Origin of the sequence: Prochlorococcus sp. ALOHA_ZT_50 (assembly GCF_022447305.1) — a bacterium.
Classification (GTDB): Bacteria; Cyanobacteriota; Cyanobacteriia; order PCC-6307; family Cyanobiaceae; genus Prochlorococcus_A.
The window spans coordinates 46,318-67,001 of record NZ_JAKVCI010000010.1 but is presented as its reverse complement, the minus strand read 5'-3'; the positions used below and the strand labels follow the sequence as shown (position 1 = coordinate 67,001).

Below are 20,684 nucleotides of genomic sequence, written 5' to 3'. Positions count from 1 at the left end.
TGTAACTAATGAGAGAGACGAGGTAGAAGACTTTATAGGTGGTAACTATACCGCGCAAAGAGTTACTACTAGCTTTGATATAGTCTGTGAATTAGATATTAGAGACAGGCATTTGAGGAATGCAGGTTTAACTTATTTAAGGTCTTTAAGTGATTTGAGAACTCAAATCTACAACGCTCTAATTAATGTTCCATTTAACGCAGCCTGCCCATATGATAGTAAAGGAAATTTAGTAGAAGCTGGTGAAGGTCTTGTAGGCAGTAGTCTTGGTGATGAATTGTTAAATCCTGGTGATGCTAATTCTAATACTGATTTTGTAAGATATGCAGGTTTTGAAATTCTTAAGGCAGAAAATGGTAGATTGCTTTATATTTGGACTTTTGAAGCTCCTGGATGGATTGATTATATGGAAGAGACTATTACTTACCCAACAATTACTCAGATACATATGAAGGAAGAGGGTAATAATTTACTTGATGTTAAAGTCCCTAAGAATGTTAATGGTTATTACGTGGATGACAGTAGTTTGATTCAGTACTATGTAGATGATGCTCAAACTAATCCACTGGAGGTAGAAGATGCAATTTAATGGTGAACCTGATGATAACCCAGTGCTAGAAGCAATTGCTAATTTGAATCAGCTTAACAGTAAGCTCAATTGGGTAGTGCATACCGGTAAAGTAAGTGCTGTTGACTTAGAGACTAGTACTGCTAAGGTTTTACTAGCCCCAGGTGTTGAAACACCTTTTATAAAGTGGATGACGGTGAGATTTTCTACCGGTAAATTAAATTACAACATTAGTGTTGATGATTCAGTATTAGTTTTATGCCCTAGTGGTAGTCCAGCTCAGGGTTATATTTTGCCAATTATTGCTAATGGTATGCCTGATGATGATCAGACTACTAACTTTAGTTTTGGTGACAATGGTTCGATTCAAGTTAATAATGAAAGAATTAATATTAATGCAGGTGATAACGTTAACTTAAATTTAAATGGTCATAATTTAAATATTCAATTTAGGGATGATCGGTTAACGGTAACTGGTTTTGGTCATAAATTAGAAATGGATAATGATGATATTCGTTTACAACATTCAAATGGTAGTTTTGTCAGAGCTAATACAGATACTGTGAAGATGCAAAAAGGTGTTAATGAGGTCGAAGCAAATAGTTTAGGTTGTAAGATGAGTGCGGTTGGTGGCACTTCTGTTGTTGATGCCACGGTTACTGGTGTTGCGATTACAGCACCCGTATTTACTTGGAATGGAGCAGTGGTTGCAGTATTACCTTAAGGAGTTTAAATGGTTTTAATTAGTAGGGTTACAGGAAGACCAATAGAATATAAAGCTTGGATTGATGAGCAGTTGGAGCAGCTTATTAAGACTAATCGTGGGGATTATATTTATGTTAATGAGTATGGTAGTGATATACCTGCTTTATCTGGAAGTCCTGACACGGAAGATAAGATTATTCAATTAAAAGCTTTACTTGCAGATGCTATAGGTGACTATATACCGCAAATCAAACTAGTTGCCCTAGAGGTTGGTTTTGATAATACCAATGATAGGCTGGCTGGTAGAATGAAGGTAAGGATTCGTTACGCTATTCGAGCTAATAACGATGAAGTAGCATTATTTGAGAGTGATTTAATATGAGTATACAAATTAGTTCTTTACCTGATCCCGATATTATTGAAGATGTTACTTCTGTAGAAAATTTAAAGGCTCAGCGTATTGAGGATTTTAAAGAGTTAGCGCCTGAGTATGAGATCTACCAAGATGGTGATATTGTTACTAAGAATGTAAATATCAATGCTGTTGCTGAAAATAGGTTTATAACTAAATTAAATGATGCCGTGAAAGCTGTATTGATTGCTACTTCTACAGGTAATGATTTAGATAACGTTGCGGCTAATTATAATATTGCTAGATCAATTGTTACCCCTGCTGATCCTGATGCTATCCCACCAACTGAGGCAGTTTTGGAAACGGATGATGCTTTTAGAAATCGTATTTTATTGACTCAAGCTGGTATTAGGGCGGAGTCAGATAGTTATTTTAGTTCAGTTGCTTTAGATGTTGAGCGTGTAGCTGATGTTTTTGTGCAGAGTACTACAGCAGCGGTTATAGATGTTTATATTTTGGCTACTGATAATGGTGGTGTTGCAGATTCTGCTTTATTGACTGCTGTAAGTGATGCTTTTAGTGCAGAGATAGTTAAGATTGGTGGTGTTCAAGTAAATGTTAATTCTGCAAGTATTGTTACCCAAGATCTTTATATTGATGTATTTTCTTTGCCAGATACACCAGTGGCTACATTTGAAAGTCTTGAAGGAATATTCAATACTGCTTTTGCTAGTGAAATTGGTCTTGCTAGAGATCTTAATTTAGCTTGGATTAACAAAACTCTTTTAATAGATGGTATTTCTGATATTAAGGTTTATACAGATGTTGGTAAAACAATATTATTTAGTGATTTAGTTGCTACTGAAAGTCAAAAAATTAATATAGGTACTTTGAGTTTAACTAATGCAGGTTTTAAATTTTAGATGAGTGTAGATCCTACTTACTTTGAAGATATGGAGCTTTTTGCTAATGAGGGCAATTTTGAAAGCGTCATATTACTTAACGAGGGTGATCCTCAATTTTCACTCGCTGGAACTTCTCAAAGATTTGGTTTAGATTTATTGCTTAATCCAGCTTCTTCTCAGTTAGAGAAAGATATCTTAAAGGTCTTTGACTGGGAAACGATTGATAATGCTTTAGAAACTTTCAGAAGAATACGTTACGATTCGGCAAATAGTAAAATTTTGCCTTACTTATTTATTGAAAAAGGTCTTGGTGCTTTAAGTAAGGTTATAGATCTTGATTACAGTGCGCTAGAAGAAGCTGAGTTGTTTCAGCAAAGAAGAGGTACTGTATGGGCTATAAGAAAGGCTCTTGAATGGTCAGGTGTAAACCTTGGTAGTATTACCGATAATGATCCTGGCTTTTTTACTATTAATTTGGCTGATACATTTACTGATGCTAATAAGATGCAAGATGTTGTAACTGCTATTGATATTGCAAAAGCTTTTTACACCAAGGTTTTAGCTATTACAAACAATGATTTAGGCTCTGGGATTTTAGTTTATGATGAAACTCGACTTGATGAAAGTTTTTTAGATGACATTTATGGTCAAAATTTCCCAGGGTTAACAGAGGATATAAGAGTGTTTCTTTTAATCAAGTTAGAAGAAACTCACATAGTTGCTTTAGTAGATACTATTGCTACAGTTTTAGCAAGTCGTATTTTATTAAAAGTTGGTTATAGTGATGCACCTACTCTTTATAGAAGAACTAGGAATCAGTTTTATGTAGTTGATGATGTAAGTGGTGATTTGGAAGTTGATGGATTTACTTACTCTCAAAGTCTTACTCCAACCAACAAGCTTTATATTGATTTTGTTATTGATGAGCGTGGGTTGGTTGATAGTCAAGGTGTTGCTTTGGGTAATATGAATAGTTTAAATCTTGTTTATAATACAACTCTTAATACACCTTATGAAGGGAAAGAATTTTTTGAAGTAACAGATATTGCTAGTGAAACACAATTAGTTAACTTAAACACTAGTTCTGTCCCAAGAGCTGGTTATATCGAAAATGAGATTAAATTAGTCATAGAAATCTAAGTTAAAATAGGGGGTAGAAGTTGTTAATTTTCTTTATGTTTCCTTCTGACACAAATTAAATTATCAAAAGTAAATTATGAGTTTAACAGGAAGACTAAGCAGATACGATAAAACTCAGAATTATGTTGGGCATCAATATTTAACTAAAGATGCAACTGGTTCATCTCGTATTGCTCAAAGTTCAGAACAAAATGAGGTTCAAGATTATGCAGATTTTAGAGCTGAGTTATTAGCTTCTGATTTAGTTGCTAATTGTATTCGTAGTGGTGGTTATGATTTCAACAATCCAATTAGTGCAGGACTTGTAACTTTAGTTAATACAGATATTTTTACAGATAAACACGTTTTATATATGGCTGGCGGAACAATTACAATTCCTGCTAGTGAAAGTGTTAGATTGGGTGTTAGATATAACTTAAGTGATATTGATTCTGATGCAGATAGTGGTTTACTTGGTCAGAGCCCTGTAGGTACTCAAGGACAAGGTAAACGTGGAGCTGGAAGATTTAAACTAGATGCTGTATGGGGTTACGATGCTACAGATAGTGGTATGACTCCTAGTGAGTTTAGTTACCGTGGTCTATGGGCTGACGCTACAGTTTATGCTGCTGATGACATTGTTCAAGATTTTACTGGAGCCTATTTTAAAACTGCTGGCGGTGGAACTTCATCGGGGGATGATTCAGGTTTAGCAGGTGGGTCGGATACCGGAGTTGCATGGACGGCTTATGTTGGAACAGATGGTAATACTCCATTTACTTATCAAGACATGGGTGCTTGGGCTTCAGGTACAGTGTATGTCGCTAATGATGTAGTGCAAGACGGTCAAGGGCAATGGTGGAAGACTTTAGCAGGCGGTACTAGCGTAGGTAACGATTCGGATTTAGGTAACGGCTCAGATACTGGAGTTACTTGGTTTAGGTTTTATGCTAATTTTATTCCTTTAGTATTTTTCTATGATCGTAACTTTATTGGTCAATATCAAATTAAAGGTAATAACCACGCTGCTATAGATTCTAATTATGATCAAATGACTTTATTTGGTGGGTTTATTTACAACCTTGACATGGATGCACCATTTGAAACATTTTTAAATAGTGATGAATTTTTCTTTAATGGCTTTAATTATTTTGGTGCAGAAAACACTATCGGTAATGCAACGACCACAAATAAATTGACTATCACCAGATCAGATGCAGCTTATAGGTTTAATAATTTAGATGACAATGACAAGGAAGTAGACCAAGCTTATCTAACTTTTTTTGTTGAAAAAAATGAAAGTAATAGTAATTTTTTTGAGATAAAGAAAATTGTTGTCAAAGGGAGAAGATATTAAATGGGTGTAAATTCAGTAAGTACTTTTTTAGGTGGTGGCTCAGGTGGGCTCAAAGGGATAGTTAATTTCCCTGTTTGCAAATATCAATTTGAATGGGGTTTGATAGAGTATTCAGTTAATAACTATCCTGTTAGTTTAGATTTACCTAATATAAATAATGTAGCTAGAGACTTTTCGAGTACTGGTAATTTTGTAATTGGTAAAGAATTTTCTTACAATGAAATTAATTGCCGAAATTTCACCATTAATTCAGGACATCAATTAACAGTAGATGGTTTAAATGTCATTAAAGCAGCTCAAAATATTACTATTGGTGGTAACGGAGTTATTGGGGTTAATCGGGGAGAGCGAGGTGTTTTTCTTGATATGCCTTATGATCATGCTAATAATACTTCAGGGTTTAGTGGGACTAAAAAAGTTCCCGTTGGTAAAAGTGGAGGCGGACATGGTTCTGGTGCAACTTTTGGTACTTCCCCAGATGGTTTGCTTATCGAAAGCAGACCTTTACTGGCATCTACTGGTAGTATGAATAAGCTTAGGGAATATCCTTCAACTAGATTTAGCTTAGCAACCGGTAGAGGAGGTAGTGCCTTACAGGGCTTTGGTGGTGGGCAGCCACAGGTAACACCAATACCTTTTGGTGCAGGAGCTTATACTTATAATTTATTTATTAATAGAACTTTTCAAACAGAAGATACCTTTAATTCCTTAGCTCAAACAACTACTGGCGGCGGCGGCGGTGCAGGTGGTTTTTCTTCTAATGGTAATAATATTTCTTCCCCAGCACAAGCGGGATTAGGTGCGTTATCGGGTGGAACGTGTACTGGCGCTATAGTGTTAATTGCTGATTCAATAGAGATAGCTGCAAATATAACAATGACTGGTGGTAATGGGCAAGATGGGGCATTAAATGATGCCGTTGGTGGTGGCGGTGGCGGACACGGCGGGTATGTCTTTTTGTTTGCCAATACTATAAACTTTAATGGTGGCACTATTGATGTATCTGGTGGAAATGGCGGCAGTGGTTCAGACAATAACCCTGTTAGTAATCACTCGGGTGGCGGCGGTGGCGGCGGACACTCTGGGTTGATTTATGCACAGGCATCTACATTTTTAACAAATACAACAACGAAGACTGGTAATGTTGGAACTGGTGGCGCTTCTTTTTTCTCCACAAATGGTACTACCGCTAGCGCTGGTTCAGATGGCGGTTATGTCGAGCCATGGGGTACTCATTATGTACAAGTTGAAGGAAGGCCATTTTAATTATGCGTAGACAAGATTTAGAAGAGCAAGGATATGAATATGTAACTGAGAATGGTTTGGGTGGTTACAAAAACGAAGATGGTGCATGGATTGCTCCACCTGGTTTACCTCAAAGTAATTTAAGTGAAGTAGTTGAACCTGAGAAGCCTGAGACTACATCTATTGAGCCATTAGATTTTTTTAATCAAGAGATTAGTAAAATCGGAAAAACCGATTTAAGTTTAGCTTTAGAGTTGCAGGGTGCAATGGAGACATATCTAGATTTACCTGGGAAGAAAGTAGTTGAGGGAATATTAACTAAAAGAACTAGTGTTAATTATGACCAGCTAGTTTTTCTAGGTAGTTTGATTGATAGAGACAAAAATTCTTTAGAGTTAGATAGCAGAATAGCAGATATGTTTTTAAATATTATTGAAGAGTATAAAACTCGTGTTAAAAATGAAGGTTAAAAAGGTTATAAAATAAAGTTATGGGAAATGCAATTACAACCGAGACTATAGTAACTAGCACAGGGGTGCAGACTACCCCACAAAGTGATTTTAGTGTTATAGGTGTTATTGGTACAGCTGGTAAAGGAGACGTTGGGGTTGTTCAAGGTTTTACTGGTGATGGTACTACTATTTTTGAAGAGTATGGGGAGTATAAAGCAGATAGTGCAACTATCCCTGATGCAGTTGATTTAGTTAGGAAGTCTGGAACATTTACGGCATGTGTAATTAACGTATGTGATCCAGCGGTTCACAATGATACGGTTACTAGCGAATTAGCCGTGTTGAACGGAGCAAATGAAGCTCAGTTGGATAACGGTTATATAAGTGCAGTTACTTTAGACACTGATTTTATAGTCACCAAAACATTTTTAGCAGATGAGACTATAACTTTACCTAGTGGAATTACTAGCGTGGACGCTGTTAAGTCTTCTGATAGTCTTACTACTTATGTAGGTGGTGGAACAGATTATACAGTTGCATCAAATGTTATTACTAGAGAAGGTACTGGCGCTATTGCTGCTGGTGAAACAGTTATCGTTGAATATACAGCCACAGCAGTTTTAAATACAGACTATACAATCAATGCAGATGATGGAATTATTAATAGAGTTTCAACTAGCTTGATTATTGATAGATTAGCTACAATCTCAGTTAATTATACTTTTGTTGATTTTTCTGCTGTGACTCAGACTGATATTGTTAATTCAATTGAAGAATTTAAAAATTCTCAAGCGAAGACTGGTTTTACACCAAGAATCTTTATAGCTCCAGGTTTTGCAGGAATTAAACCTGACACTAACACTCTAGATCCTGTAGTTTCATCTTTATTAACTCAAGCTGAAAACCTTAAAGGAACTATTTACGTAGACGTTGAGGAAACTACTGTAAGTGCAGCTATTAACTATAGAAATGACTTCAATAGTAAGAATGTTAGGTTATTTAATGACAAGCCTGGTTTCACCCCACTAACTGGCTCAGTAACTGTGTTCAGAAGTTTTGCTGCTGTAGCTGCTGGCATGAGGGCAGCAATTGATAATGATGCTTCTTTAGCTCAAGGTTTAACTGGTTCATTTATCCCTGACTGTATAGCTAGTGAGCGTAAGTATGACTTTAACAATAGCGCTACTAGTTCAGTAGGTACTTTAAACTCAAACAATATAACGACTATTGTTAATGATGGTGGTAGCAGATTTAGAGTAATTGGTGAAAACACTACAACGAATGAAGAGTTCTTTACTTTTGAGGGTTCTAAGCGTATCACTGATTTCTTAGAGGTTAGAGCGCAAGAGATCGCAGGCGGTTTTCTTGGTCAGCCATTAACTGGTCAGAATTTAGATGATTTACAGGAAGCTATTTCTGATGATTTAGATAGGTATAAAGGAACTTTATTGAATGGTGCAACTAGAGTAACTTTACCGCCAGAAAGAAATCCTTTAGCTAATTTGAATCAAGGTTTAATTTACGCAAAATTAGAATTTACTCCTGTTGGAACTATTACAAGAGTAACCACAGAGCTTGCATTAACTACGAGGTTTTTAGGTTCAGTATTAGCTGATGCTGTATAAGGAAGGAATTAAAGAGAAATGACATTTAGAAAGCCAACAATTAGCACACGATATAGCGGTTCTTTAAGGGATAACCAGAATAACATTAAGTTTGATGGGACTATATTAACTTTCACTCCTCCTAGTTTTGAAGGTGAAACTGCTGAGTATCCAAGCGGTGGATTAGCTGGTGTTGGTGGTTATCCAACGGGTAGAGAGTCAGGTGTTAAGATCGCAAGCTTTACTTTAGGTGAAGATTCTATCGCTATTCATAATTTCCAACAGAGAGGAAAGAACGGACAGCAACAACAATTAATTATCACCTCTATTGAACTAGATACCAATACAGGAGCTAAGGTTAAGAGAACTAGAACTATGAGAGGTTGGTTAAATATGGCTGCTGGTCAGAATTTAACTCAGGGTGAAATTCAACAACTTAACTGTGAATTTACTTGTTATTTCTATAGAGACCGTAAAGGTGGAGAAGAGTTTGTTTGGGATATTACAGATGATGACGATATCGCTTTATTAGCTCAAAGCAACGTTTAATTAGAAAATGGGGGAATTAATGGGATATAAATACACTTATCAACTAGTAGAACCTTTAGAGGATGGTACTGAGATTGTTAACTACAATGGACTTAAGTCTAAGCATTTAGCTTTAGCTGAAAAGTTTTACAAAGATACTAGTATCACCGATCAAGAAGTTTGTGATAAGTTACTGGTGGAAATTAGCGACTTAGGCTTAAATCAAATTGAGAACCTTAATTTAATCGATGGTCAACACTTCTATAGGGAGGTAATGATTAAACAGATTTTACCCTTTCGTAATGAAAGGCTTTCAGTTGCCATTGAGTTTGCTAAGAGTCAAGGTCTCTATGAAGGAATCCAGGATAAAGTTAAAGAATCCTTGGAAGAACCTGATGAAGAGCTTGAAGCCGATCTTAACGATTAATTTACCTGATTTTGGTTTATTTGTTAGAAGCTTAGTATCTTTCTTTGATAGCTTTACAATTCGCAATCCAGTTATTGAATTAGAGCGTTATGACGATATAGTTAATCCTAATAAGTTTTGTAGGGAATTAATTGAAGTCTGGATTATTCAGTTAAGTAGACATACTCATAATAGTTTTGAAGAGTTGAGGGATATTGAGCTAGATAGACTTTTTGAATACTATGATGATTTTGTATGGATTTTAGAACAGGAAAGAAAGGCAAATAAAAGCAGCTCAGCGTAAGGGTTAAAATTAGTAATAGATGGCAAATGGTCAACAAGCTAAAGTAACATTAACTGCTCAATTAGCGAGTGATTATGTTCAATCGTTTGACAAGGCTATTGCTAGAGCTAAGGAACTTCAAAAGACTATAGGCAAATTAACCGCTGCTCAAAAGGCAATGAGCAGAGCTGCTGATCGTGTTGAAAAAGAAGTTAAAGAGCAGGGCAGAGCAACTGAAAAGACTGCTATTCAAACAACTAAATATGCTCAATCAACTAAAGTAGCTCAAATGAATACAGCTGGTTTAGTAAGTAAAGTGGCTGGGTTAGCTGCTGCTTACTTGAGTGTTCAAGCTGCTATTGGTTTTGTAAGTAATAGTTTACAGTTGGCTGGAGAGTTTAGTACTCAAATTGCGACGGCTGGAGCGGTTAGTAATTCTACTGCTGCTGAGTTGGAAAACCTAACCGATATTGCTAGAGAGATGGGCGCTAGTACCGAGTTTACAGCTACTCAAGCCGCTGAAGCGTTGACGTTTTTAGGTCGTGCTGGAGTTGAGGCTGCTGAGCAAGTTGCCGTTTTACCAAAAGTATTAGATTTAGCTACAGCTTCTGGTATGGACTTAGCTGGAAGTACTGATATTTTACTTAGTACTATGGCTCAATTTAAAAAGCCTTTAACTGAAGCTACTGCGGTCATGGATGTGATGGTTAAGACTGTTAACACTAGTAAGAATGATATGACTCAGTTTGCAGAGGCTATGAAGTTCATGGGTCCAACTGCAAAAGCTTTAGGGATAAGCCTTGAGGAAGCAAGTGCGATTATTGGGATTCTTGGTAACAATGGTCTAAATGGTTCTATAGCTACTAGAGCGCTTGGTACTTCTTTAACTCGTATATTAAAGCCTACCAAGGCTATGCGTGAAGAGATGGCTAAGTACAATCTTGAATTTACTAAAGATGGTGAGATTAAAAACTTTGCTGGTATCATTGATGAGCTTAGTAAAAAATTAGCTAATGCTACAAGTGTTCAGAAGCAAGCTGCTTTAGCTACTATATTTGGTGGTGAAGCTATTCAAGAATTAAATATTTTAATGAGCGCTGGCGCTGGAACAATTGTTAATTACACTGAAGCTTTAGAAAATAGTAGTGGTGCTGCTCAGAGAACTGCTGATCGTATTAGATCGAGCTTAGGTAATCAAATGAAGGAGTTAACCAGTGCTACTGAAGAAGTTAAACTTGCTTTTATAGACGCTTTAGGAGATACTATGCCAGCTTTGATAGATACAGCAACTGAAGCTATGCGAGTATTTGCAAATACTTTAAAAGACCCTGAGGTTCAGATGGCTTTACAGAATATGGTTAGCCTCTTAAGTTCAGTGGTCAGAATAGGTGCTCAATTAACAAACTTAGGGATTCAAGTAGGCGGTGCTATGTTTGGTCAAAATACTCTTGCTGGTATGGGGGGTAGGATGAGTGAGGCTGTAACTTCTACTGTTTTACCTCAAACACCTAGTAGTGGTAATGTAGTTAACATTACTAGTCCCGTAACTGTTAATATCCCTGATAGCGTTGGTGGTGGTATGGGTGCAAGCGCCAGCTCTATAGCAAGCGCTGTTAAATTTGCAATGAATGACAGAAATGATGAGTTAGTATCTCAAGTTAAAAGGAGTACCCAGTTATGAGTATTGGTAATTTACTATTTACAAATCCTGCAAAGGCTTTTCCTTTGAGACCTGTTTTAGTTTGGGGTGATTATATTTTTAAGTATTCAACTTTTTCACCTAGTCAAATGGATTGGTTAGAAGAGTATCGTTGGGTTCAGATAGATAGAGTTGGAGCTAGACCAATTCACCAGGCTATGGGTGTCGGTCGTCAGACATTAATTCTTCAGGGAAAGGTTATTCCTTTAATGCCTATTCGTTCAAGCACTTTAGGTGGTATTCAGCTGGGCTTAGGTGCATTAAATACTAATACAGGTATAGTTGGAACTAAAAGCTTACAAAAACTCGAATTTAAAGCCCAGAGACAGGACGTAGAAAAACTTAGAGACGGTAATGGTACGTATTATGGTAGATGGTTCATAGATAGTATTCAGAAATCACAGAGAGCTATTAGGTCAAATGGAATGGCTGCTGATCAAGATGTTTTGGTGAGAATGGTTCGTTTTGGTGATGATGAATTAACTGACGCTTCAGTCGAGAATTTATTAGATCAACTATTTGGTGCAGTTGGTGATGTCCTTAGAGGTAAGAACCCATTAAGAGGATTTGGTAGTTAGATGGCAGATATCGTTTACACGGCTAAAGATGGTGACAGATTAGATACTATAGCTTTTGCTTATTATGGAGTTGAAGGTTTAGAGTCGAAAATATTAGAAGCTAATCCTAATTTACTTAGAAGGAAAGATTGGTTTTTAAGGGCAAATGAAAAAATAACTTTACCAATTGTTGATGATTCTGAAATAGATACTGGTTTTGTGGATGTATTTAGCTAATGGTAAATAAGGGAGTTAAACCACTTATAAATATAACTAGCGGTTCAGTTAATATTGGAGCGCAAATTTATAGAGCCGGTATGGCTCCATTTTTGACTATTAGTGACAACATTGGTTTCATAAATGACAGTTTTAATTTAGTTGTTCAAAATCAGTTACCTGGTAAGAACTTTACTTTACCTGAACGAGGTGCAGAGTTTGAGTTTAGTTTAGGATATAGCGATAAAAAGATAGTTCCCTTTGGGAAGTATAAAGTTACTGATTATCAGTTAAGAATTAATGCTCAATTAGGTCAGGTTTTGCAGATTCAGGGTTTAGGGATTAACTATACAACTAAGGGATTAGCAAACGCTCGTCAAAAAACTTGGGTAGATGGGACTAGTTTATTACAAGTAGTTTTCAGTTTAGCGAATAGTGCAGGACTTGGTTACTATGTAGACTTTGAGTTGCAAGGTATCAATGTAGGGCATCAAATTCAGAATGAAAGTGACCAGGCATTTTTAAGTAAACTTGCTAAAAGATATGATGCTATTTTTAAGGTTAAAAATAATATTGTTTATTTTAAGAAGCGTGAAAGTTTTCTTAATAGTGTTTCTAATGTAGCTAATCAGCAAGTTCTAAAATTTAATGCAAAGTCAGATAGTGATATAGTTGATATTTCTTATAATGTGAGCGAATTAGTTAATTATAGTGGGGTTAAGGCTAATTATAAATCTGGTGATGATGTTGCTGAGGTTTTAGTTGGTTCTGAAGGTAATAATGTTTTAGTTTTACCTTTGACTTATGATAATGGCTCTATAGCTAGTAATGAAGCTAGGACTAAGTTTAGAAATTTATCTAGAAGTAATGAGAAGTTAATTTTAACCACTTTAGGGAATCCTAATTTACAAAGTGGTCAACGAATAAAGGTTCAAGGTTATCGAAGGGAAATAGTTAATCAAAGTTGGTATGTGATGCGTGCTGATCATATTATCGATAACAGTGGTTATTTCACACGACTAGAATGTGACGCAACGATAAAGGAGTAAAATAGAACTATGAATACGAGTAATCCAAATATAAGAAGATACGCAGGGGATATACCTCAGTTATTAGCTTATGATTCTGCAAATGATGAATTAATGGTTATTGATAAAAGCGCTAAGCAGGTCAAAAGAATTACTGTTAATGATTTTATAACTAATTTTTTAAGTGGCACGCTTAATAGCGCAGCTGCTGTAAGTGTTGGAACTGCTCAAATGGATTTAGTTACTGGTGATGATGTCCAGGCTGCTATTGATAGGATTGATGAGTTACTTGTTGGTGCTAATCGTGAGTATATTCGTTTAGATATTGGAGATGAAACTACGCCACTTACTACAGGGACTAATAAGTTTACTTTTAGAATGCCTCATTTATTTACTTTAGAGAGTGTTAGGGCGAGTGTAACAACTGCTCCAACTGATGCTGATTTGATTATTGATATTAACGAAGCTGGTGTAAGTGTTTTAGGCGATAAGTTGAGTATTGATGCAGGCGAGAAGACTAGTCAAAGTGCTACAACTCCAGCTACTATTACAGATCCTAATATTGCTGATGATGGTGAGATTACTATAGATATTGATCAGGTTGGCTCTACAATTGCTGGTGCTGGTTTAAAGATAACTTTAATTGGTTCCAAAAGCTTAGTATAATAATGCTATGGCTAATTTAGGTGCTACTGGGGGAATTACTCAGACTACCCTCTTGGGAGATGATGATCGTTTTTTTATTCGTAAAAACGGGGAAGCTATTGATAAGTTTATTAAGGGGAGTGATTTAAGTTCTGGAGTTCAGGGTAAGCGCTTAGCTGTTAATGCTCAGACTGGAACTAGTTATACATTGCTTACTAGTGATCATAATAAGATAGTTACTTTAGATAATGCTGCTGCTGTAACTGTTACTGTTCCAAGTGGTTTAGGTACTGGTTTTAAATGCGATTTGATCCAGTTAGGAGCTGGAACTGTTTCTGTTGCTGGTGATGGTGGTATTACTGTCAATAATAGACAGGGACACTCTTCTTTAGCTGGTCAATATGCTTGTGTTTCACTTAAGGGTTATACAGCTAGTGAATTTAGTTTATGTGGTGACACGGCATAAACTTTTTTAATAATTATGAAAAAGAAAGCACTAGTTTTAGTTCAAGGTATATCCAATAAGAACAACTATATTGAGGATTCTTTACTTGAAAGTGATTTCCTTTTAGATGATTATGATAAATGGGTAACTGCTAAGACCGAAAAGGCTTTAGATGGTTTATTTGAAAAGTTTACTTTTGGTGTTACTAGTTTCATTGGTATTGTTGATACTTTTGGTGATCCATTTAGATATTTATTCTCGAAGAAACATAGAAAAGCGGCTTGTAGAGCGGTTAATTCAGAAGTTAAGAAGTTAACCGCTCAAGGTTATGAAGTTGATATTTTAGCTCATAGCTTAGGTACTATTATTGCTTTGACAAGTGGAACTGCTAAGAGCGCGATTAATGTTAATACTTTTTATTCTTTTGGCAGCCCATTAGGTAGTACTATTTTTCCTTGGTTATTTAGGAGGCATGTACAAAAGTATATTTACGGAATTAACATTAAAACTCTTTATTATTGCTGGAATAGTAAAGATTTTGTATCTAAAAAGCCTTTGAATCAACGCTTTGTAAACTCTCTATTCCTTCACGTAGGTAAGTTTTTAGACTTTCATATTAGTAGTGGTCATTCACTTTTAAGTTATCTTAATTCTTTTACTGGTATTATTTAATTATGTTAGGAATTAACAGTTTTAATGTCAGAGAAAGTCAATCAGGATATGGAAAGCCTCGCAAAGGTGGCTCTACAGACTCAAAAGGTCGTAAGAGAGGAAATAGAAGAGGCAAACCACCATGGCACTAAACTTGATTTTTTCTGTATATTAGTTTTAATAACCTGTAGTTTTGTTAATTTTTTTGCAAGAAATTTACCGATAGATCAAGCATGGTTTTGCTTTGATTTCTTTTTATGGTTTAAGTATCTTTTTCTTTTAGGCTATTTAATTTTAAAAATTAAAACTTCTAATTGGCTGCTAAAACTTTTAGCAAGTTTATATTTTGTTGTTGAAGCTTTAGCTTGTCATTTATATTTTAGTAATGGGGGGTAATTATGAATATTAGTGATATTGAGGCTTATTTATTAATTGTTTTATTTTGCTTAGTTTATATATTCTTGTTTATTAAGAAGTATAATTTTTTAATTGCAAATAGGGATAAATATAACCCTGATGTAGTTACTTTAGGGTTCACTAGCAAGCCGAATAGTTTCTTTGATGCTATGAAGATGCTTATATTTAAGGTTCCTGTATCTAATGTATCTATACTATATAAAGATCACATTTATTACTATGATGATCACGATTTATTTACAGCTAGAAGAGTTTTACCTCAAGATATTTCAAAGCATGTAATTTTACGCCATTTAAGTTTTTCTAAGAAGTTAGATTTTTCTACAATCTTGGAAAAGAGCTTTGAAGTTGATCATACTAGGTTGACCCTTAATTTAAATGAGCAGTTAGCTAGTAATCTTTTAATTGGCTTAGGTTTAGTAGAAAATTCACATTCCGCTGCTAAATTGTTGGACTTATTAGGTTAGAGTATGTTATATTGAAATCAGTGATTAAGTCGCGTGAGACTTCTTGTGAAAACAAGTAAATCTAACGATTTAATTGCCTCCAAGTATTGAAGCCCTCTGGGGCTTCTTTTTTTTGTCTATTTAACAAAAAAATAGGCATGGTCTGTATCTCCAATGCCTATTCGTTGTGCGTATTTCAAGATATCAAATAAGGTTGGATACCCCTAATTACATAATATCAGAAATTACATTTTTGTAAATAAAAGTTGTTAATTTATTTTTGCTGGTGGTATAATTATATTGGAGGTAATTAAATTATGAACTTAGAAGGTTTAAATTTAAAACAATTTAATATAGGTGTATTGCAGATATTAGCGCATGAACAAGGTATTTCAGTATCTGAAGTTATAGATTCTTTACTTAATAAAAAGGAGTCTGTAAGTGGTTAATTTATTAAATAAAAAGTTTAAGATTGGTAAAGATATATTTAATATCGAATACGGTCAAATAATATTAGATAATCCAAAAGCATATTTTAAGAATCGTCACACTTTGAGTGTAATGTGTCATAAGTATGATTTAGGTTTAGAGTTTAAGTTTAATGCTGGGAAGTTTTTCTAATGATTGATATTGAAAAAGTAGATCGAATTGATTTACTTAATAAAAAAGAAAAAGTGATTTTAGAAAAATATTTACAGGAATTATCTAAAAAAAAAGGAACTCTTTTTAAACTTAAGGAATCAGAGGTTTGGATTAATCAAAGCCCATATCTTATGGAATATTATAATAACGATGAAAAACTTTGTAAGGGTCGTGTAATTGGTTCTGTTATGCGTGAAAAAGAAAAGCAAAAGTTTGAAAAGAAGTTTAGTTGGTTAAAGAAGAATAGGACTTATTTAGTTTGCACTCCAGATGGTGAAAGGGTTAAATATAAATATACTGGTAAAGGTGGTATTCCTTATAGAACTGTAGCTGAAATTAATGATGCACCTTTATATCGTAAGAAAAATTGTTATATTGTTGAAGTTCAAGTTCCTACGGCATGGTTTCAATTACCTAACAGCATGAGTTTTTTATCAGTTTCTGCTTATCATGACTGTAAGATAAAGGAGTTTGGGAGTGAATAAAGTAATATTTAATCAAAACTCTGTAGGTTTATGTATAGACTTTATTGTTGATGATCACATGATTGGCTTTCATGTTTCCCCTGATGGTAGTAATTTAGTAGATTCTTTGAATAGTCAGTCTCCAGTAGAAGATTTTGAAATTGAAGCTACTAATTTTGATTTAACTGAATTTTATATTTGTAACTGTGATAGCTTAGTCGAGCATGTTCGTAAGAATATATTTATGAAAGTTATTGAGGGGGTTAGTTAATATGCCTAGATTTTTCAGTGCAGCAGATTTAGTAGATGATTTACACCAACTTCAACATAGTTATCAGTTTGCTTTGGACATGGGTATAACTTACGAGAATATTTCAAAGTTATCTGGTCGTTTGAGGCATCCATGGTGTTTACGACATCCTATGAAGTTAGAAAAACGAGCTTTACTTAAGCAGAAAATTAAAGATATAGATCGGTTAATTAGCTATTTACTAGAAAATGATACTCATGCTAAGGATGTTTATGATCAAACTTGGCGATTTTGGAGATAAGTTTTAAAAAACAAGTTTTAGTGGTCACTTAGTTAGTGAATTTACAAAATTGCAAGTATTAGCAAGTGATCACTAAATTTTAAATTATGCAAATAAAATACATAGTAATTAAAGATTATTCAGGTAAACCTATTAAATATAAACCGTCAGAGGCTTTTATGGGTAAGCAGGCTAAAGATTTTATAGGAAAAGAAGGAGTTAGAGTAGTTTATGGTTAAGTATCAAGACATAGAAAAAATACCAACAGCTAGGTTTCATTATGATTCTGAGGCTTATTATTTTTGCACTAAATTAATACCTCAATGGCTAAAAGAAGATAACCTTGATTTAAATCCTGATTTTCAAAGAGGGCATGTTTGGTCAGAAAGAGATCAAGTAGGTTATATTGAGTATTTATTAAAAGGTGGTAGAACGGCTAGTACTTTTTGTTTTAATAACCCTCAATGGAATGACTGGACTGAAGTTTCAAAAACAGTATGCTTGGATGGACTTCAGAGAATCACTGCTTTACAAAAGTTTATTAATAATGAACTTAAAGCCTTTGGTTACTATTTTAAGAATTTTGAGGATTGGAAATTAATTAAAAGAAGTTTAAAGGTTAGCTATCAAGTATTTACTTTTAAAACACGTAGGGAGATATTACAGTTTTATTTAACGTTGAATACTTGTGGTGTAAAGCATTCTCCTGAAGAGATAGAAAGAGTGAGTAAGTTATTGGAGCAAGAAAATGAAAATAAATAAAATAGACAAAATAGATAATGAACGTAGATATGTATATGGTCGTGATTATAATAAGTTGGTTGAAGCGCATAATAAGTTGGTTGAAGTTTTAGAAGATTATGAAAAGTTTTTTAGACCTATTTTAGATAGTGATAAGGAGTCTGCTGGGCAATCAAATGATAACTAAAACACTATTAGCATTAATAATCTCATTTGAAGGCTTTCATCCTGTAGCTTACTGGGATCATTCTCAATGGACTAATGGCTATGGCACTCAAGCTAGTTATGCACAAGAGAAAGTGTCAGAAAGTGAAGCTAAGAAACGTTTAGAAAAAGATGTTGCTAAAAGATCTAAATTCGTTAAAAAGCATGCACCTTACTTAAATGAGAATGAGCATAATGCTTTAGTTAGTTTTTGTTATAACGTAGGTTTAGGTGCTTGCAAGAAATCAGTTTTATTAGTTGCTGAAGGTAAGAAGCCTGCCGCTAGCTGGGTTATGCGTAAATATACTAATAACGGTAACAAAGGTTTAGTTAAGAGACGTAAGATTGAAACTGATTTATTAATGGAAAAACCTAAATCTAAAATTTGTATTTATCAAGAATATTTCGATAATTATTTGGTTTTATAATCCCTTAACTTTTATATGTTATATTTATGTCGGGGAAATACCGATGTACAGATCGTTATTAATTTTATGTCTTTTATTTATTGGTTTTAATCAAGTAAGTGCAGAGAATTTGCTTTGGTGGGATAGGGGGCAGTATTTTTATAGAGCAGATGTTGATATCAGTGGTTTAGTTATTGACGAGAGTTTTAGTAAAGAGTTTCAAAAAACAATTGAAACTGAAGTTAAGAAATATTATGCAATTACTAATGTAAATATTAGAGAAGTCGATCGCTTTACAAGAGTGCGTAATAATTTAGTCGTTGTTAACTTTAATAATGATGATTTTAGTTTTTGTAATTGTGGTGCTTATTATTCAAGTGGAACAATTGCGTATCAAGATGGAAATGTAAGATATTCTTTAGTCCCATTAATTGTTACGCCTGAAAATGTAGGGGTTTTAGTTCATGAACTTGGACATAGTTTAGGGTTAGGGCATGAAAGTCCTAAAAGTACTTACCGCTTAACTAAAAAGAAAAAAAAGTGGGTGCTAAACAATCAAAATAAATTACTTGCTGTTGATCAAGTCATGAGTTATGGAGCTAGACCATACTTACATTTTGATGAAATGAATTTTTCTGATAAGTTCTATTTTTATCATTATGTTGATAAGCGTTATGATTTTTTCACTTTAACTAACGATAATTTAGCTGAATACAATGGTGCTGATTTGCTGTTCATGAGTAATAGACAGAATATACCTGCTATTGAAAACTTTAACCCAAGTAGTTACAAGGATGGATACCTTACCGCTATTGGTTATCTAGAAACTGGTACTGCTGAAATTAGATTACCTTCATTTCGTGATACTTATAATGTTTATATAGTACCTAAGTCCACTAAAAATAATTTACCTAATCCTGAAGATGTTTCTAACCTTACAAAGCCTTTACGTATCGGTAAAATTGATATTAATAAAAGAAATAAAATTAAACTTAGTAAAAAGTTAAAAAAAATGGGGTTTAAAGTTAAAGAGGCTGGTCAACTTCAAGTTAAATTATTTAATAATCTTAACGAAATAGAAACTGAAGATATTATTGTTTATTAATTTTCAAAATAAGTTTACAATGTGTCAATCTCATCATCTGTACTTTTATCCAAGTGTTCAGCATTGCTATCAGTAGAATTATTAGCAAAAGCACCATCTAGCTTTTTAATAAAATTGTATTTTGTAACACCACTTAAAGACAAAATATTGTTCAAATACGATATTTCACCTTCTATGGATTTAATTTCGGCTTCTAAATCAGCTTTTTTCTTGCAACATTTTTCATATTCAAGCTTAGCTTCATTAAGCCCAATTTGTAGTATGCCTTCATTATTCATTGTTACTTACCGCCTTTTGTGGTATTCTTATGTATAAGAAATAAGTAAGTCGTTTGATTTGCAAGCATATTTGTGGTAAAATACTATATACGAAGCGGTATTATTACCACAAGTCCGATGCGATGTTTCCTGAACTTTTTCAAGCAAATCGTAGATAGTACTATTTTTCTTGTAAAAACTTATACTGAAATGTATAAAAGTGAGTAAGTATAAAGTATAGTGTTACTTACAGGAGGAATAAAGGAGGATCGTTTTACGCTCACCTCAACCTACTGGATCTAGTGTTATAAAGCTCCTGAGAAATTAGGAGCTTTTTTTTTGAAGAATTTCATTAAAGAATTCTATTGACAACTATTCATAAATCTTTTATATTTTTATCAGGAGCCTACTCCTATCTTTATCATTAAATTCATGAATCCCTCAGATTTTAACCAGCTTATTCTGAGGGATTTTTTTATGTAGGTAAAATATTGAGATTTTTACTCATAGTTTCGTAAAATAGGTAATTTTTTAGATTTTTTACTCATAGTTTTATTTGATCGTTATTTAATTACATGCCCGTTATATGGGTAATAGTTAGGCTAGGTGTGCTTATTTTTATTTGACTAGTGTTTGATTCTTGTTAGGGAATACATAGTTTTGCGTTTTTGAAACGACGGCGAGAACCTACTTTTTATTTTTGCAA

General features: G+C 34.2%; 30 protein-coding genes. 29 read left to right on the top strand and 1 reads right to left on the bottom strand.

Annotated features, from left to right (window positions below; genetic code table 11):
- From MK115_RS03745 to MK115_RS03605, 29 genes are all read left to right on the top strand, one after another.
- A partial coding sequence (locus MK115_RS03745) for a hypothetical protein (RefSeq protein ID WP_287609405.1) occupies positions 1–589 on the top strand: 589 nt, incomplete at its 5' end.
- Positions 579–1,292, top strand: coding sequence for a phage baseplate assembly protein V (locus MK115_RS03740; protein ID WP_287609403.1), 714 nt, complete (start codon positions 579–581; stop codon positions 1,290–1,292). The genes MK115_RS03745 and MK115_RS03740, both read left to right, overlap by 11 nt.
- Before the next feature lie 9 nt (positions 1,293–1,301).
- Entirely contained in the window at positions 1,302–1,655 is a 354-nt protein-coding gene (locus tag MK115_RS03735; RefSeq protein WP_287609401.1) for a GPW/gp25 family protein, read from the top strand.
- Positions 1,652–2,548, top strand: coding sequence for a hypothetical protein (locus MK115_RS03730; RefSeq protein ID WP_287608215.1), 897 nt, complete (start codon positions 1,652–1,654; stop codon positions 2,546–2,548). Before MK115_RS03735 ends, MK115_RS03730 begins: the two co-directional genes overlap by 4 nt.
- A complete protein-coding gene (locus MK115_RS03725) occupies positions 2,549–3,670 on the top strand; it encodes a phage tail protein (RefSeq protein ID WP_287608213.1) in 1,122 nt (373 codons plus the stop codon). It begins immediately after the preceding gene.
- Positions 3,671–3,746: 76 nt separating this feature from the next.
- Positions 3,747–5,006: a DUF4815 domain-containing protein gene (locus MK115_RS03720; RefSeq protein WP_287609399.1), complete on the top strand. Its 1,260-nt coding sequence runs from the start codon at positions 3,747–3,749 to the stop codon at positions 5,004–5,006.
- Entirely contained in the window at positions 5,007–6,272 is a 1,266-nt protein-coding gene (locus tag MK115_RS03715) for a hypothetical protein (RefSeq protein ID WP_287608209.1), read from the top strand.
- A 2-nt stretch (positions 6,273–6,274) separates the two neighbouring features.
- Positions 6,275–6,721 (top strand): hypothetical protein, encoded by a 447-nt coding sequence (locus MK115_RS03710; RefSeq protein ID WP_287608207.1) that lies wholly within the window; start codon positions 6,275–6,277, stop codon positions 6,719–6,721.
- Between the two features lie 20 nt (positions 6,722–6,741).
- The gene (locus MK115_RS03705; protein WP_287608206.1) at positions 6,742–8,328 is read left to right on the top strand and encodes a phage tail sheath subtilisin-like domain-containing protein; all 1,587 of its coding nucleotides are present in this window, start codon (positions 6,742–6,744) and stop codon (positions 8,326–8,328) included.
- A gap of 18 nt (positions 8,329–8,346) precedes the next feature.
- Positions 8,347–8,856 carry a hypothetical protein gene (locus MK115_RS03700; protein WP_287608205.1) on the top strand — a complete coding sequence of 170 codons (510 nt, stop codon included), beginning with the start codon at positions 8,347–8,349 and terminating at the stop codon, positions 8,854–8,856.
- 19 nt (positions 8,857–8,875) lie between these two features.
- Positions 8,876–9,262, top strand: coding sequence for a hypothetical protein (locus MK115_RS03695; protein WP_287608204.1), 387 nt, complete (start codon positions 8,876–8,878; stop codon positions 9,260–9,262).
- Positions 9,231–9,545 (top strand): hypothetical protein, encoded by a 315-nt coding sequence (locus tag MK115_RS03690; RefSeq protein WP_287608203.1) that lies wholly within the window; start codon positions 9,231–9,233, stop codon positions 9,543–9,545. The genes MK115_RS03695 and MK115_RS03690 overlap by 32 nt, the downstream gene beginning before the upstream one ends.
- A gap of 19 nt (positions 9,546–9,564) precedes the next feature.
- On the top strand, positions 9,565–11,205 hold the full coding sequence (locus MK115_RS03685; protein WP_287608202.1) for a phage tail tape measure protein: 1,641 nt from the start codon (positions 9,565–9,567) through the stop codon (positions 11,203–11,205).
- Positions 11,202–11,801: a phage tail protein gene (locus tag MK115_RS03680; protein WP_287609397.1), complete on the top strand. Its 600-nt coding sequence runs from the start codon at positions 11,202–11,204 to the stop codon at positions 11,799–11,801. The genes MK115_RS03685 and MK115_RS03680 overlap by 4 nt, the downstream gene beginning before the upstream one ends.
- Complete coding sequence (locus MK115_RS03675; protein WP_287609395.1) at positions 11,802–12,017, top strand: tail protein X; 216 nt, start codon at positions 11,802–11,804, stop codon at positions 12,015–12,017.
- Complete coding sequence (locus tag MK115_RS03670) at positions 12,017–13,045, top strand: hypothetical protein (protein WP_287609393.1); 1,029 nt, start codon at positions 12,017–12,019, stop codon at positions 13,043–13,045. The genes MK115_RS03675 and MK115_RS03670 overlap by 1 nt, the downstream gene beginning before the upstream one ends.
- Positions 13,046–13,054: 9 nt before the next feature.
- The gene (locus MK115_RS03665; protein WP_287609391.1) at positions 13,055–13,690 is read left to right on the top strand and encodes a hypothetical protein; all 636 of its coding nucleotides are present in this window, start codon (positions 13,055–13,057) and stop codon (positions 13,688–13,690) included.
- Positions 13,691–13,697: 7 nt separating this feature from the next.
- Complete coding sequence (locus tag MK115_RS03660) at positions 13,698–14,135, top strand: hypothetical protein (RefSeq protein WP_287609389.1); 438 nt, start codon at positions 13,698–13,700, stop codon at positions 14,133–14,135.
- A 15-nt stretch (positions 14,136–14,150) separates the two neighbouring features.
- Entirely contained in the window at positions 14,151–14,786 is a 636-nt protein-coding gene (locus MK115_RS03655; RefSeq protein ID WP_287609388.1) for a hypothetical protein, read from the top strand.
- Between the two features lie 24 nt (positions 14,787–14,810).
- Positions 14,811–15,161, top strand: a complete 351-nt coding sequence (locus MK115_RS03650; protein WP_287609386.1) for a hypothetical protein — start codon at positions 14,811–14,813, stop codon at positions 15,159–15,161.
- Between the two features lie 2 nt (positions 15,162–15,163).
- The gene (locus tag MK115_RS03645) at positions 15,164–15,649 is read left to right on the top strand and encodes a hypothetical protein (protein WP_287609384.1); all 486 of its coding nucleotides are present in this window, start codon (positions 15,164–15,166) and stop codon (positions 15,647–15,649) included.
- A gap of 296 nt (positions 15,650–15,945) precedes the next feature.
- Positions 15,946–16,077, top strand: coding sequence for a hypothetical protein (locus MK115_RS03640; RefSeq protein WP_287609382.1), 132 nt, complete (start codon positions 15,946–15,948; stop codon positions 16,075–16,077).
- A gap of 171 nt (positions 16,078–16,248) precedes the next feature.
- On the top strand, positions 16,249–16,755 hold the full coding sequence (locus MK115_RS03635) for a hypothetical protein (protein WP_287609380.1): 507 nt from the start codon (positions 16,249–16,251) through the stop codon (positions 16,753–16,755).
- Complete coding sequence (locus MK115_RS03630; protein WP_287609378.1) at positions 16,748–17,005, top strand: hypothetical protein; 258 nt, start codon at positions 16,748–16,750, stop codon at positions 17,003–17,005. Before MK115_RS03635 ends, MK115_RS03630 begins: the two co-directional genes overlap by 8 nt.
- 1 nt (position 17,006) lies before the next feature.
- Positions 17,007–17,285: a hypothetical protein gene (locus tag MK115_RS03625; RefSeq protein ID WP_287609377.1), complete on the top strand. Its 279-nt coding sequence runs from the start codon at positions 17,007–17,009 to the stop codon at positions 17,283–17,285.
- Between the two features lie 210 nt (positions 17,286–17,495).
- Positions 17,496–18,026: a DUF262 domain-containing protein gene (locus MK115_RS03620; protein ID WP_287609375.1), complete on the top strand. Its 531-nt coding sequence runs from the start codon at positions 17,496–17,498 to the stop codon at positions 18,024–18,026.
- A complete protein-coding gene (locus MK115_RS03615) occupies positions 18,013–18,192 on the top strand; it encodes a hypothetical protein (RefSeq protein WP_287609373.1) in 180 nt (59 codons plus the stop codon). The genes MK115_RS03620 and MK115_RS03615 overlap by 14 nt, the downstream gene beginning before the upstream one ends.
- Entirely contained in the window at positions 18,182–18,637 is a 456-nt protein-coding gene (locus tag MK115_RS03610; RefSeq protein ID WP_287609371.1) for a lysozyme, read from the top strand. Before MK115_RS03615 ends, MK115_RS03610 begins: the two co-directional genes overlap by 11 nt.
- A 43-nt stretch (positions 18,638–18,680) precedes the next feature.
- Positions 18,681–19,721: a zinc-dependent metalloprotease family protein gene (locus tag MK115_RS03605; protein WP_287609369.1), complete on the top strand. Its 1,041-nt coding sequence runs from the start codon at positions 18,681–18,683 to the stop codon at positions 19,719–19,721.
- A 14-nt stretch (positions 19,722–19,735) separates the two neighbouring features.
- On the opposite strand, the gene MK115_RS03600 is transcribed toward MK115_RS03605, so the two are convergent.
- Positions 19,736–19,999: a hypothetical protein gene (locus tag MK115_RS03600; RefSeq protein WP_287609368.1), complete on the bottom strand. Its 264-nt coding sequence runs from the start codon at positions 19,997–19,999 to the stop codon at positions 19,736–19,738.
- Positions 20,000–20,684: the final 685 nt, after the last annotated feature.

Coding starts and splice junctions, on each gene's coding strand:
- MK115_RS03650 (WP_287609386.1), top strand. CDS start 14,811: ATGTCAGAGAAAGTCAATCAGGATATGGAAAGCCTCGCAAAGGTGGCT.
- MK115_RS03605 (WP_287609369.1), top strand. CDS start 18,681: ATGTACAGATCGTTATTAATTTTATGTCTTTTATTTATTGGTTTTAAT.
- MK115_RS03690 (WP_287608203.1), top strand. CDS start 9,231: ATGAAGAGCTTGAAGCCGATCTTAACGATTAATTTACCTGATTTTGGT.
- MK115_RS03730 (WP_287608215.1), top strand. CDS start 1,652: ATGAGTATACAAATTAGTTCTTTACCTGATCCCGATATTATTGAAGAT.
- MK115_RS03660 (WP_287609389.1), top strand. CDS start 13,698: ATGGCTAATTTAGGTGCTACTGGGGGAATTACTCAGACTACCCTCTTG.
- MK115_RS03685 (WP_287608202.1), top strand. CDS start 9,565: ATGGCAAATGGTCAACAAGCTAAAGTAACATTAACTGCTCAATTAGCG.
- MK115_RS03610 (WP_287609371.1), top strand. CDS start 18,182: ATGATAACTAAAACACTATTAGCATTAATAATCTCATTTGAAGGCTTT.
- MK115_RS03620 (WP_287609375.1), top strand. CDS start 17,496: ATGGTTAAGTATCAAGACATAGAAAAAATACCAACAGCTAGGTTTCAT.
- MK115_RS03720 (WP_287609399.1), top strand. CDS start 3,747: ATGAGTTTAACAGGAAGACTAAGCAGATACGATAAAACTCAGAATTAT.
- MK115_RS03665 (WP_287609391.1), top strand. CDS start 13,055: ATGAATACGAGTAATCCAAATATAAGAAGATACGCAGGGGATATACCT.
- MK115_RS03725 (WP_287608213.1), top strand. CDS start 2,549: ATGAGTGTAGATCCTACTTACTTTGAAGATATGGAGCTTTTTGCTAAT.
- MK115_RS03635 (WP_287609380.1), top strand. CDS start 16,249: ATGATTGATATTGAAAAAGTAGATCGAATTGATTTACTTAATAAAAAA.
- MK115_RS03715 (WP_287608209.1), top strand. CDS start 5,007: ATGGGTGTAAATTCAGTAAGTACTTTTTTAGGTGGTGGCTCAGGTGGG.
- MK115_RS03655 (WP_287609388.1), top strand. CDS start 14,151: ATGAAAAAGAAAGCACTAGTTTTAGTTCAAGGTATATCCAATAAGAAC.
- MK115_RS03640 (WP_287609382.1), top strand. CDS start 15,946: ATGAACTTAGAAGGTTTAAATTTAAAACAATTTAATATAGGTGTATTG.
- MK115_RS03675 (WP_287609395.1), top strand. CDS start 11,802: ATGGCAGATATCGTTTACACGGCTAAAGATGGTGACAGATTAGATACT.
- MK115_RS03645 (WP_287609384.1), top strand. CDS start 15,164: ATGAATATTAGTGATATTGAGGCTTATTTATTAATTGTTTTATTTTGC.
- MK115_RS03680 (WP_287609397.1), top strand. CDS start 11,202: ATGAGTATTGGTAATTTACTATTTACAAATCCTGCAAAGGCTTTTCCT.
- MK115_RS03740 (WP_287609403.1), top strand. CDS start 579: ATGCAATTTAATGGTGAACCTGATGATAACCCAGTGCTAGAAGCAATT.
- MK115_RS03600 (WP_287609368.1), bottom strand. CDS start 19,999: ATGAATAATGAAGGCATACTACAAATTGGGCTTAATGAAGCTAAGCTT.
- MK115_RS03700 (WP_287608205.1), top strand. CDS start 8,347: ATGACATTTAGAAAGCCAACAATTAGCACACGATATAGCGGTTCTTTA.
- MK115_RS03670 (WP_287609393.1), top strand. CDS start 12,017: ATGGTAAATAAGGGAGTTAAACCACTTATAAATATAACTAGCGGTTCA.
- MK115_RS03625 (WP_287609377.1), top strand. CDS start 17,007: ATGCCTAGATTTTTCAGTGCAGCAGATTTAGTAGATGATTTACACCAA.
- MK115_RS03695 (WP_287608204.1), top strand. CDS start 8,876: ATGGGATATAAATACACTTATCAACTAGTAGAACCTTTAGAGGATGGT.
- MK115_RS03735 (WP_287609401.1), top strand. CDS start 1,302: ATGGTTTTAATTAGTAGGGTTACAGGAAGACCAATAGAATATAAAGCT.
- MK115_RS03705 (WP_287608206.1), top strand. CDS start 6,742: ATGGGAAATGCAATTACAACCGAGACTATAGTAACTAGCACAGGGGTG.
- MK115_RS03710 (WP_287608207.1), top strand. CDS start 6,275: ATGCGTAGACAAGATTTAGAAGAGCAAGGATATGAATATGTAACTGAG.
- MK115_RS03615 (WP_287609373.1), top strand. CDS start 18,013: ATGAAAATAAATAAAATAGACAAAATAGATAATGAACGTAGATATGTA.